This is a genomic window from Clostridium sp., from assembly GCF_026168755.1.
GTDB lineage: Bacteria > Bacillota > Clostridia > Clostridiales > Clostridiaceae > Clostridium.
On the sequence record NZ_JAPFDR010000018.1, the window covers coordinates 1 to 12,192 of the forward strand.

The 12,192-nt window shown below is 30.5% G+C and carries 9 protein-coding genes; all 9 read right to left on the minus strand.

All coding sequences use genetic code 11. The annotated features are described in order from the left end of the window. Positions 1 to 141: 141 nt before the first annotated feature. The 9 genes from Q0Y03_RS08320 to carB all read right to left on the minus strand — a co-directional run bounded on the left by Q0Y03_RS08320 (position 142) and on the right by carB (position 12,183). Positions 142 to 1,476, minus strand: a complete 1,335-nt coding sequence (locus Q0Y03_RS08320) for a peptidoglycan-binding domain-containing protein (RefSeq protein ID WP_297713375.1) — start codon at positions 1,474 to 1,476, stop codon at positions 142 to 144. A gap of 66 nt (positions 1,477 to 1,542) precedes the next feature. Further along, positions 1,543 to 5,190 (minus strand): S8 family peptidase, encoded by a 3,648-nt coding sequence (locus tag Q0Y03_RS08325; protein ID WP_297713376.1) that lies wholly within the window; start codon positions 5,188 to 5,190, stop codon positions 1,543 to 1,545. Positions 5,191 to 5,275: 85 nt separating this feature from the next. Then, positions 5,276 to 5,950, minus strand: coding sequence for a helix-turn-helix transcriptional regulator (locus tag Q0Y03_RS08330; RefSeq protein ID WP_297713377.1), 675 nt, complete (start codon positions 5,948 to 5,950; stop codon positions 5,276 to 5,278). Further along, positions 5,943 to 6,317: a DUF3783 domain-containing protein gene (locus Q0Y03_RS08335; RefSeq protein WP_297713378.1), complete on the minus strand. Its 375-nt coding sequence runs from the start codon at positions 6,315 to 6,317 to the stop codon at positions 5,943 to 5,945. The genes Q0Y03_RS08330 and Q0Y03_RS08335 overlap by 8 nt, the downstream gene beginning before the upstream one ends. Before the next feature lie 128 nt (positions 6,318 to 6,445). Then, positions 6,446 to 6,970, minus strand: a complete 525-nt coding sequence (locus Q0Y03_RS08340; RefSeq protein ID WP_148323273.1) for a peptidylprolyl isomerase — start codon at positions 6,968 to 6,970, stop codon at positions 6,446 to 6,448. A gap of 234 nt (positions 6,971 to 7,204) precedes the next feature. Then, the gene (locus tag Q0Y03_RS08345; protein ID WP_297713379.1) at positions 7,205 to 7,477 is read right to left on the minus strand and encodes an STAS-like domain-containing protein; all 273 of its coding nucleotides are present in this window, start codon (positions 7,475 to 7,477) and stop codon (positions 7,205 to 7,207) included. 144 nt (positions 7,478 to 7,621) lie between these two features. After that, positions 7,622 to 8,398 carry a glutamate racemase gene (murI, locus tag Q0Y03_RS08350; protein ID WP_297713380.1) on the minus strand — a complete coding sequence of 259 codons (777 nt, stop codon included), beginning with the start codon at positions 8,396 to 8,398 and terminating at the stop codon, positions 7,622 to 7,624. A 120-nt stretch (positions 8,399 to 8,518) separates the two neighbouring features. Further along, the gene (locus Q0Y03_RS08355; RefSeq protein WP_297713381.1) at positions 8,519 to 8,821 is read right to left on the minus strand and encodes a hypothetical protein; all 303 of its coding nucleotides are present in this window, start codon (positions 8,819 to 8,821) and stop codon (positions 8,519 to 8,521) included. Positions 8,822 to 8,976: 155 nt separating this feature from the next. After that, complete coding sequence (gene carB / locus Q0Y03_RS08360; RefSeq protein ID WP_297713382.1) at positions 8,977 to 12,183, minus strand: carbamoyl-phosphate synthase large subunit; 3,207 nt, start codon at positions 12,181 to 12,183, stop codon at positions 8,977 to 8,979. Between the last annotated feature and the right edge of the window lie 9 nt (positions 12,184 to 12,192).

Here is a 12,192-nt window from a genome sequence, read left to right on the forward strand (position 1 = left end):
ACTGTTTGAGCGAATAGCGAGTTTAAAAACTTTAGCCAACTTTACGGAATCAATTATATAAATTCTAGGCGAAAATTTCACAGTTCCCGTAAAATAAATATTTCATTTTTTCGCTTCCACGTGACGAACAATAGAATTCAACTAGTCGTCGAAGTAGTTCATTTTTGGTATTTGTTTTGAGTTTAAGATATCAAATGATAATGGTGGAATGAATGTTTTTTGTTTGATAGATGATCTTAATTCTGCGATTCTTGTTACTCCAACATAAATATCAGATATTCTATACCATGTTGCATAATCTACAATCCCCGTTTGAGGCAAATTAAATACACTTTGGAATACCTTAACTTCCTCTTCTGTCCTTGATCCATATACTCCATCAACTGCAGACTTAGGTATTAATGGATAGTTTTGAGATATTCTATTTAATTGATCTTGAATTGTTTCAACTTCAGTTCCTGTAGAACCTACAGTTAAATCATACCCTGGATAAGAGCTTGGACTTCCCTTTACAAGCTCTGCTGTAACTAACTCAATATCATTTCCATAATAGTTAGTCAAAATCTCATAAGGAACTTTTCCTTGATCCCCAAGATATTTGCTTCCCCATTGAGTCATCCAACCTGGACATTGAACATTTTTTCCATCACAATATTGTGTTAATAAAGGTTGCTTCCTACCTATTCTTCTTATATAAGTTGAAAAAATATCATCAACAACTACGCTTATGCTATCATATATATTTCTTCCATAATTAAAAGCATGATCATATGCTGTTGAGTTTGTAATATCATAATTTTTACCTTTTCCTTTATACCATTCTGTATAAATTCTATTTAAGGTAAATGATATTATTGCATAAATATTAGCTCTTATTGTACTCTCTGGCCAAGTTGAATAAATCTCACAAGATGCTACATTTTTAATATAATCCTTATATAATACTTTGTAATTTGGTGCTGAAGTATTACTTGGCGTACCTGCATGAACAGTTATAAATTCTGGAACTACAGGTTTAGGAAGTACTACTCCACCAGTTGGTGGAGGTAATGGCTTATCTACTTCCTCTGGAATTTTCGCTGGAAAATTACCATTTAGTGTGTTAGGATTTATGTTTATTACATCAGCCCTAAAACCTCTTCTATTATTATTTTCTACTAACCGACATTGTTGTATAGCTGTTTGTCCCGGGAAAATTTGTATCCCATTTATAACAAGTACCTGAAATCCTTCTCTTTCAACTTGCAAATCATACAAACTGTATGGAGTTGGTTGTGATGGCTCTTGTGAATATTCTAATGGAGGTGCATCTAACTCTATTGTTTGTGATTCTCCTGATGAGTTTGTTACTAAATTTACTTCCCTACTCTCTCCTGTTTGACCTGCTGATGGTACTAATACTGCCTTACTTCCATCTACCGGTATATAAGTATCACCTACAAAACATTGTAATTTTAACCTACCTTTCTCAGCCATAATTACTCCTCAATATATTAATCCATTAATATTAATATGATTTTTATACAGTTTTAGTTACTAAGACTATATTTCTTTTGGTTTTCTAACAAACAACTTCCCAATATTATATTCTTCATATCTATCATTACCATCAACTTTTATCCTTCTACTTTTCTCTTCATAAATCTCTCTTATATTATCAAATATTCCATTCAAGTTAAAAATCCCATACCCCCATTCTCTATTTGGATAAATATCCCCACTTCTTGTATCAGCTCCTGCAATAATATATGATTTTACCTGTGATGTGTATATTGCTTGCTGATTTTTATTAACTATTGCCCATTGTAAAATTAAAGCGCATCCACCTGCTACTACAGCTCCAGCTACTGATCCTCCAGTTGCTAATCCTATTCCTCCTCCTGGCTTAATAACAGTTGCATTTACACCTCCTGCTGCTATATCAGGTTTTATTCTATTATCTCTTGTATAACCCCTACCAGATTCACTTACAACTGAATTATTATTTTGATTATAATATGCTACACTAATTGAACCAGTGGCTGAACTAGGAACTGTCAATGTTGTATTCGCCGTAGAATTTAATAGCTTAGTTTCTTCATCTAATAATTCTCTTTGCGGTATCCAAACATAATACTTTCCATCTACTATATATTTTCCTGTCAATCTAAACTTCCATATGCCTTCCCTTAAATTACTTGCCTTTACAACAATTAATGAATCACCTGTTATATAATCAGGACTAACAAAATTTACAATCATTTCTGTTCCTTCATAGGTAAATTTTATTTTTTGATCTCTAGATATTTTTGATGTTAAATTATCTATTATCTCTCCCGATGGTGATACTATTGATAATGCAATAATATTAGGCTTGTTTATATATATTTGTATTGGCAATATATTTTGGTTTTTTCCTACTCTAAGCTCTATTTCTTTAACATCACCAGTATTGTTAATTATTCCTTCAACGTGTGTTTCTGTATTTCCTTGATTACCAGTATTGGTTACTACTAAAGTTCCAACCTGTTTTGAATAATTTTCTATAGGTGTCTCTAAAAATCCATCACCGGAATGTGATGACATATTAGTACCAAGTGGTATATATATAACTATTGGTCTATTAACTTCATTTCCTACAGCAGCTACATATCTTAGTGCCAAAAGTATACTCCAAGGTGTATATCCAATTTTTTTAGGATCTATATAAGATCGTATTAATTCATCCTCATTTGCCCTTGCGAGCTTTACTACTACGAATTCACAATCTGGTGCTGCACCTTTTAATTCTGGATTAATCCCTCTCCCACCAATAATACCGGCTACCATAGTTCCATGGCCAATTTCATCTTTTGATTCAACTATAGAATATGGATCTTCCCCTTTGGCATTAGCAGCGATAGCCTCTGTTATTTGTTCATTGGTATATTCCTTTCCATATCTAATTCCATATACATTTTCATTTGCAAGCAATGTTTGATCCCATATTCTAAACACCCTGGATGTTCCATCTTCTCTTTGAAACTCCTCACTTAAATAGTCTATTCCAGTATCAATTATTCCAACCAGTACCCCTCTTCCATTTAACCTTAGATATGGATTGTTATTAAACGTAGGTGCACCACTAGCTTCAACGGGAGATATATCACTCAATGTCATTACTGGTTGTAAATCAAGGTCAACTATACTATTAGCTAATTTCTCTATCTCACTAACCTTATCATTTGGAACTATTACTATTGCAAAAGTTTCAGATATCATTACTCCTTCTACACCTGGAATTTTTACAATTTCATTAAGCCTTTCCCTATTAGGAAGTTCAATTAATAGAACAATAGAGTTTCCATCTTGCTTAACTCCATTAATACCGTCAATTCCATTAATACTCATATTATTTTGGTTAATTGCACTTCCTTGATTAGTTTCATCTGTAGTTGTTACATTTATATTGCCTTCTGGCTCATCTTGTCTAATTAATCCATAAAACCTAGCTCCTAACTCCTCCATTGTCACCATAAGACTATCATATAGACAAACTTCACCATATCCCCATGCTGAATCAGGATAACTTATATCCCTTCTTTCCTTTCTAGATCCCATAATTAAATAATACTTTAATCTTTGCCCATAAAGATACGGATCATTTTTCTTTACTATTCCCCATTGCATCATTAGTGCACATATTCCTGCAACATTAGGTGCTGCCATTGATGTACCTGTCTTCCTATCATAAGACTTCTCAGGAATTGTGGAATAAATATTTTCTCCAGGAGCCACTATATCTGGCTTAATATATTGTCCAATATAAACTTTTCCTCTTCCACTAAATGGTGATATATTATTAGTTAAATAATTATAACTCCCAACAGAAATAACATTACTTACTGTTGCCGGAATTCCTAATGTATTATCTATAGTTGGATCTAAAAACTTTGTAGTCACATTTAACCCTTCTGATATCGGTAGCCATATATTAAAATTTCCTTTATAATCATTAATTTTTCTTATAGTTAACTTCCATTGTCCAGGTGCTACAAACTCATTAACACCTCTAAATATTATCCCTATTTCTCCACTGATATCAAATGGTTTAGGACCAGTACTATATATTTCATAAATGCTTCTTCCTAATCTACCTTCTCTAAATCCTTCTGCTAAAAATATTTCCCCACTACTTATTCCGCAGGGACATAAAAGCTCTATACTAATTTTAGGTAAAATAGATTTGTATATATTTAATGCTATAATAGCTTCTGCATCACCAACATTAAAATAAATTTCATTTATAGTATTTAATTCACCAGAAATATGATGTGCAGCTTCTCCCTCATTTCCAGCTGCTATTACTATTGTTTGTCTCTCTAAAGATGATGTTATACCTATATATTGTTCTAATAAACTACTCCCATTATGTGCACCATCATTAGTACTTAGACTCATATTTACAACTAAAGGTAATCCCAATTCTTTTGATTTGTCATTTAAAAATTTAAGGCCTCTCATTATTTGAGTACTAAGTGCAAATCTAGTTCTTGCAGCTTTAACCATAGCTATAGAACTTTTAGGTGCTACTCCATAAAATTTTCTATCTATTTTTCCACCAGCACAAGCTATACCAGCTACATGAGTTCCATGACCAACTAAATCTACAGAATTTACTACTGAAAATGGATCTGGTGACTGTAATGCTTTATTTATGGTCCCACTATCATATATTTTTCCACCTTGCTCTAAATCATAAATATATTTAATTCTAGTAGTTCCATCATCATTTATAAATGCAGGATGAGTGTAATCTATTCCAGTATCTATAAATCCAACTAAAATACCTTCACCATCTAAATCATATGAACTCACAGCTTGTGGAATACATGATACCCTATTGGCTTCAGAATCTGTTGTATATAAACTTTTAGGTAGTTCTATATATTGAATACTAGGATTTAATGCTAAATCTATTAACTTATCCACAGGAATTGTTACAATCCCAAAATTATATCCCAAATCTTCATATTTTCCACCTAAGTTATCCACAGATTGAGCCACTTTATCAACACTATCCCCAGAAATTATAGTAACTTCTATTTCTTGTTGAACATTTTTTAACATAAAACCATTTGATATATTTAGTTTTCCTAAAACTTCAAGAGGAAAGTTTTTTAATAATCCTAAATAGTTTTGATTTAAATTATTAGCTTCTATAAATATCATCCCCATATAAAATTGATTTATATAATATATGCTTATCTATTAATTTTTGTATTATTAACAAAAAAAAGTGCCCTTGAGCACTTTTTTATAATTTTATTTCTATTCTCTCTAACTTTGCAATTACTGATATTTCTCTAGCTTCTACAGTTTCTGTCATAAGGGATCCCCCGTTGCTTACAATAAGTAACTTTGAATTCCCTAAACTTTTTATTTGTCTTATTTTTCTGCTGCCTTTATAATCAACTAAGAATATTCCATTATTGCTTATTTCCTTTACTAAATGAGCAAAGGCTAAATCTCCTTGCATCATTCTAAATCCAGACATCTCATTATCCTGAATTTCTAAATACATAACTTTATCTTGTGGAAAACCTTCTACTTTATTTGAATGAATAGGTAGCTCTATTTTTCCTTTAACATTCTTTAAACTATAATCATAAATTGGAACATTCTTTAAAACAGATGAAAATGCATTATCCCATACTTCTTCTGTTTCTATCTTTGCTGGCTTTTTGTTAACTGTAGCATAAGTTTTTCTTTCTTCCATTAATACTTCATCAGTTACAACCATACTTACATCATTTAAATCTGCATTTAAAATCTTAGCTGCCTTATCTATAAATGATTCTTGTACAATCCTTCTCCCAGTTTCAACTTCGTTTATAAATTTTTCTGCAACACCTAACTTCTTTGCAAGCACCTTTTGCGTCATACCAGATTTTAATCTAGCTTCTTTTATCTTTTCACCAACTCTACTCATCGCTCTCTTCCTTTCTAACTTTTGAATACCATTCTTTTTCATCTATTAAATGCTTAATAAGATAACTTATTTTCCAATTAATAGACTGCTGTGTTACTACAGCCAATATACCATCTTTAATATTTTGTCTAGTATCCATTATTGCTTTTCTAAGTTCATATTCGGATAAATTATTATATAATATTACCTTTTCTTTAATTGGATTATTATTAAATATTTCTAACTTCATACCAAGTAATACATCCATTAATGTCATTTCACACATTTCAGGAGTTATTTCAATTATTTTATATCCTAACTCCATTAAATTCAGTAACTCAGTATTAGATAATCCATATGCTAAAATACACTTATTATTCTCAAGCATAACAAACACCCCAATATACACATATAAATTTAATTTAAGGCTGTATTAAAATCCAATGTGAAAACTATACTAAATTATTCACATGCTTTTTTTAATACAGCCCTTAAAGTTTTAATCCTAATGAAATATTAGTCTTCTATTATTTCAGGTTCATCAAACTTTTCACCAAAAGTTTCTACTGTTACTTTTTTCATTACTTGATCTTCATATGGCTTATCACTGTAGTCTCTCTTAGTGTTAACTATCTTTGTAGCAACATCTAATCCTTCTATTAATTTACCAAATGAAGCATATTGTCCATCTAAGTGTGGTGCATCTTCAACCATTATGAAGAACTGACTTCCTGCAGAATCTGGATGCATTGCTCTAGCCATAGATAAAACACCTTTTGTATGTTTTAAATTATTTGCAAATCCGTTTCTTGAGAATTCACCTTTTATGCTATATCCAGGACCTCCAATTCCCATTCCTTCTGGACATCCACCTTGAATCATAAATCCAGGTATTACTCTGTGGAATATTAATCCATCATAAAATCCTCTATTTATTAAATCAACAAAATTTTTAACTGTATTTGGAGCTATTTCTGGATATAACTCAGCTTTCATTATATCTCCATTTTCCATTTCTATAGTTACTATAGGGTTTTTCATATAATTACCTCACTTTCATTTTTTGGTATAATTTATTATTATCATATTTCTATATAGTAATTCAATGTTTTAAGCAAATTTTTTCTTTTTTAAAGCTATGATGATACATTATAAATACCAACATTTAAATTTTAGTAAGGAAACTCAAAAAAGCCTCGAAAATCGAAGCTAATAAATTATACTTATTAATAAAAGTCCTTTAAAATATATTATACCAAGTTGAAAAATTTTCATTTATTGTTGAAATGCAGTTCCTAAAACTACTCTTGAATAATCACTATAGTTTGATAAATTTTTAACATCAATTTGTTTAAAAATATATTCTCGTCCAAACTTATTTATTAAGTCGTTAAATAAACATATTAAAAAAGTTGATGGAATTCTCTCTAACCCGTCAAAGTCTAAAGTTACACCTGTATCTAAATTATTCTTTACTATTTCTCTTAATAAAATAGCATCCTCTATTAAATAACTTTCACCTAAAAAGTCTTTTATTCTTATATTCATACTTATTACCCCGATCCCTTTTTAAATATTCTGAAAATTCTTTCTATACTAATAATATATACAATTTTCAGAATATTGTCAACTATTTAACAAATATTTTTTATAAATATGAATATAAAAAAACGCCCTTTGGCGTTTTATTATTTATCGTTGTTGAATTAATTTTAAACTTAAATCAACAACCTTTTGTTCATCTAGAGAGTTATATATATTTATACTTCCTTTTTCAGTTCTATCCGTTAATAGATCTTTCTCTTTTAACCTTCTTTTAATTTCCCTAGCTGTTCCTTCTCCACCATCAATTATGGTAACATTACTTCCTACAATTTTTGATATTGTATCTTTTACAAATGGATAATGTGTACAACCAAGTACTATAGAACTAATATCCTCTTTATTATATAAACTTAACTTTTCCAGTAAATATTCCTCTAATTCTTTTCCGGTTAATATACCATCTTCAATGAACTCCATAAGTCCTGCACATGGTATTGGAACTATTTCTGCCTTTTCTTTATATTTATTAAGTAACAAATTAAACTTTTGTTGTTTAATAGTCATTGGGGTTGCCATTATTAATATCTTACCATTCCTATTTAACTCTACTGCCGGCTTTATTGCAGGCTCTATTCCAACTAACGGCATATCCGGATACACTCTTCTTAGTTCACTTACCGCTGCACTAGTAGCTGTATTACACGCAACAACAAGGCCCTTTATTCCTTTTTCTATTAAAAATTCAACTACATTAAATGTTAAATCTCTTATCTCTTTTGTAGGTTTTACACCATATGGAGCATTTTTTGAATCTCCAAAATATACATAATTCTCATTAGGCATTATCTTTATGGCTTCTCTCATTACACTTAAGCCACCTACTCCTGAATCTAAAAAACCTATTGGTAAATCCTTCTTATTCAAGTTATCTCACTCCAATTTATATATTCCTTAACTTTATTTTATACCTTAATTAATAGTAAATCTACTTTCATTTACTATAATATATAAATTATTGTGTATTTTTCTTTTAACAAAAGTTTATTAATTATTGCACATCCAAGATGGTATTGATACTCTATCATTTTCAATTAATTGTGAGTGTAATAAATCTTTCTTTTTTGCCAATTCTCTCTTAGCCGAATTTATACTTAATAATTCTTCTGCTTCTCTTATACTCTTAGCCTTAAAAACCATTGTCCATCCATCTTTATTATACTTTCCTGCACACATAACATATTTATCTTTATTTTTATTTATTCCATTCATACTATCATAAATAAAACTATTAAGTTCCCCGATATTTTTATAATTAACTTTTACAAATATTCCTCTATTACCTTCCATACCGCACCTCCGAACAAACGTTCATTTATTAACTAAATAATAACAGAACATTTGTTCGGAGTCAACATTTTTTTATCTTTTTAGAGAAATTCTTACCATAATACACAAAAAGGAGCAAGAAACTTAACCTTTAAATCTCTTGCTCCTTTTTTATATTATTCAGCTATATTAAATACTTCTAAATCTCTCTTATCAATTTCAGATACTTTAACATCAGCAATTGCTCTTAATGTATCTAATGCTGTTATAACTCCTATATTTCTCTCAATAGCAGCTCTTCTAATTAAGAATCCATCTCTCTTAGAGTCATTACCCTTAGTTGGTGTGTTAACTACTAAATCAACTTCCTTATTCTTAACAACATCTAATATATTTGGTTCATTTTCGTTAAGTCTTCTTACTTCTTCTACATCAATACCAGCTTCTCTTAATAATTTACAAGTACCTTCTGTTGCTATAAATTTATATCCAGACTTAGCTAAGTCTTTAGCTATTGGTAAGAATTCTGCTTTATCATGCTTATTTATTGTCGCTAATATTTTTCCTTTTTTCATTGATGGATACATTCCTCCACCAACAAATCCTTTATATAAAGCTTCCTTAATATCTCTACCTACACCTAAAACTTCTCCAGTAGATTTCATTTCAGGTCCTAAAGATACTTCAACCTTTGGTAACTTTTGTGTTGAGAATACTGGAACCTTAACAGATACTAGCTCTGGCTCTGGATAAACATCTACTCCATATCCTAAGTCAGCTAATTTCTCTCCAAGCATAACCTTAGTAGCTAAATCTACTATTGGAACTCCACTTACCTTACTTATATAAGGAACTGTTCTTGAAGCTCTTGGATTAACTTCTATTACATAAAGGTTTCCTTCAAATTCTATGAATTGAATGTTTATCATTCCTTTTATTCCTATAGCTAAAGCTAATTTTTTAGTGTAATCTAAAACTTTTGCTTTTATTTCATCACTAATATTTAGGCTTGGATACATCGTTACAGAGTCTCCTGAGTGAACCCCAGCTCTTTCTAAATGTTCCATTATACCAGGTATTAATATATTTTCTCCATCAGATATAGCATCTACTTCGATTTCTCTACCCATTAAATATTTATCTATAAGAATTGGATTCTTCTTATCTTTCATAAATGCATTTTTTAAGTAGTATGTTAACTCTTCTTCATCATGAGTTATTTCCATACCTTGACCACCTAAAACATATGAAGGTCTAACAAGAACTGGGAATTTTAATCTTCTTGCTTCTTCTATACCTTCTTCTAAAGTCCAAACACCTTTTCCTTTAGGTCTTGCTATATCAAACTTTTCAAGTAATTCTTCAAACTTTTCTCTATCTTCAGCCATATCAATTTGATCTGCTGTAGTTCCTAAAGTTTTGATTCCTTTTTCCTTTAAGAAGTTTGCAAGCTTAATTGCTGTTTGACCACCGAACTGAAGAATAACTCCATATGGATTTTCTTTTTCAATGATGTTTAATACATCTTCTTCTGTTAATGGTTCAAAGTAAAGTTTATCTGATATATTAAAATCTGTACTTACTGTTTCTGGGTTATTATTAACTATTATAGTTTCAATTCCCATTTTCTTTAATGCCATTACACAGTGAACTGAAGCATAGTCAAACTCTATACCTTGCCCTATTCTAATTGGTCCTGAACCTATTACTATAACTTTTTTCTTATCTGATACTTCAACTTCATCATATTGTTCATAAGTTGAGTAATAGTATGGTGATAATGCTTCAAACTCTCCACCACAAGTATCAACCATCTTATATGCAGGCTTTATATTCCAAATGTTTCTTAATCTATAAATATCATCTGGGCTAACCTTTAACATATCAGCTATAGCCTTATCTGAGAATCCTTTTCTCTTAAGATTTAATAACCATTCTTTATCTAAATCATCTATTTTGCTTAATTTTAATCTAGTTTCTTCATGTACTATCCATTTAAACTTTTCTAAGAAGAATATATCTATTCCAGTAATTTTAGCAATACTTTCAATTCTATAATCTCTTCTTATCATTTCTGTAAGAGCAAACAGTCTTTCATCATCTGGCTTCATTACAGCTTCTTTTAATTCTTGTATACTCATTTCCTTAAACTTTGGATGGTCTAAAGAATATTTTCCTATTTCTAAACTTCTAATACCTTTTAATAATGCTGACTCTAAATTAGCACCTATAGCCATTATTTCTCCAGTTGCCATCATCTTTGTTCCTAAAGCTCTATCAGCTGTAAAGAATTTATCGAAAGGCCATTTTGGAATTTTAACTACTACGTAGTCTAGTGTTGGCTCGAAGCATGCATAAGTTTTTTGAGTTACTGCATTTTTAATTTCATCTAATCCATACCCTAAAGCTATTTTAGCTGCAAGCTTTGCTATTGGATATCCAGTAGCTTTTGATGCTAAAGCTGAAGATCTTGAAACTCTAGGATTTATTTCGATAACTGCATATTCAAATGAATTTGGGTTTAAAGCAAATTGTACGTTACATCCACCTTCAATTCCTACTGCATTAATGATATTAATTGATGCAGTTCTAAGCATTTGATACTCTTTATCTGATAAAGTTTGAGATGGAGCTACAACTATACTATCTCCTGTATGAATTCCTACTGGGTCAATGTTTTCCATGTTACATACAGTTATACAATTTCCATAAGAGTCTCTCATTACTTCGTACTCTACTTCTTTCCAACCTTTAACTGATTTTTCTAGTAAAACTTGCCCTATAGTACTTAATTGTAATCCTGATGCAAGAATAGTTCTTAATTCTTCTTCATTTTCAGCTATTCCACCACCAGTTCCTCCTAGTGTGTAGGCTGGTCTTACTATAACTGGATAACCAATTTTGTTTGCAAAGGCCATACCACTTTCCATATCAGTTACTATTTCAGATGTAATAACTGGCTCGTTAATTCTGTGCATCATATCTCTAAATAACTCTCTATCTTCACCTTCTTTGATAGAAGCTATTGATGTTCCTATAACTTTAACATCATACTTTTCTAATATTCCTGCATCATGTAAATCAACTGCTAAATTAAGACCTGTTTGCCCTCCCATACCAGCAAGTAAGCTATCTGGTCTTTCTTTTGCTATTACTTTTTCAACAAATTCTAATGTTAATGGTTCTATATAAATTTTATCTGCAACTTCTCTATCAGTCATAATAGTAGCTGGATTAGAGTTAACTAATACAACTTCTATTCCTTCTTCCTTTAACGCTTGACATGCCTGAGTTCCTGAATAATCAAACTCTGCAGCTTGGCCGATAACTATTGGTCCTGATCCTATAACTAAAACTTTTTTAATATCTTTATTTAATGGCATTTTCTAAAC

What these genes read in the sequence shown, in the direction of transcription:
- Q0Y03_RS08345 (WP_297713379.1), bottom strand. Translation starts at nt 7,477, where the DNA reads ATGAATATAAGAATAAAAGACTTTTTAGGTGAAAGTTATTTAATAGAG.
- Q0Y03_RS08330 (WP_297713377.1), bottom strand. Translation starts at nt 5,950, where the DNA reads ATGAGTAGAGTTGGTGAAAAGATAAAAGAAGCTAGATTAAAATCTGGT.
- Q0Y03_RS08320 (WP_297713375.1), bottom strand. Translation starts at nt 1,476, where the DNA reads ATGGCTGAGAAAGGTAGGTTAAAATTACAATGTTTTGTAGGTGATACT.
- Q0Y03_RS08335 (WP_297713378.1), bottom strand. Translation starts at nt 6,317, where the DNA reads ATGCTTGAGAATAATAAGTGTATTTTAGCATATGGATTATCTAATACT.
- Q0Y03_RS08340 (WP_148323273.1), bottom strand. Translation starts at nt 6,970, where the DNA reads ATGAAAAACCCTATAGTAACTATAGAAATGGAAAATGGAGATATAATG.
- Q0Y03_RS08325 (WP_297713376.1), bottom strand. Translation starts at nt 5,190, where the DNA reads ATGATATTTATAGAAGCTAATAATTTAAATCAAAACTATTTAGGATTA.
- Q0Y03_RS08355 (WP_297713381.1), bottom strand. Translation starts at nt 8,821, where the DNA reads ATGGAAGGTAATAGAGGAATATTTGTAAAAGTTAATTATAAAAATATC.
- carB (WP_297713382.1), bottom strand. Translation starts at nt 12,183, where the DNA reads ATGCCATTAAATAAAGATATTAAAAAAGTTTTAGTTATAGGATCAGGA.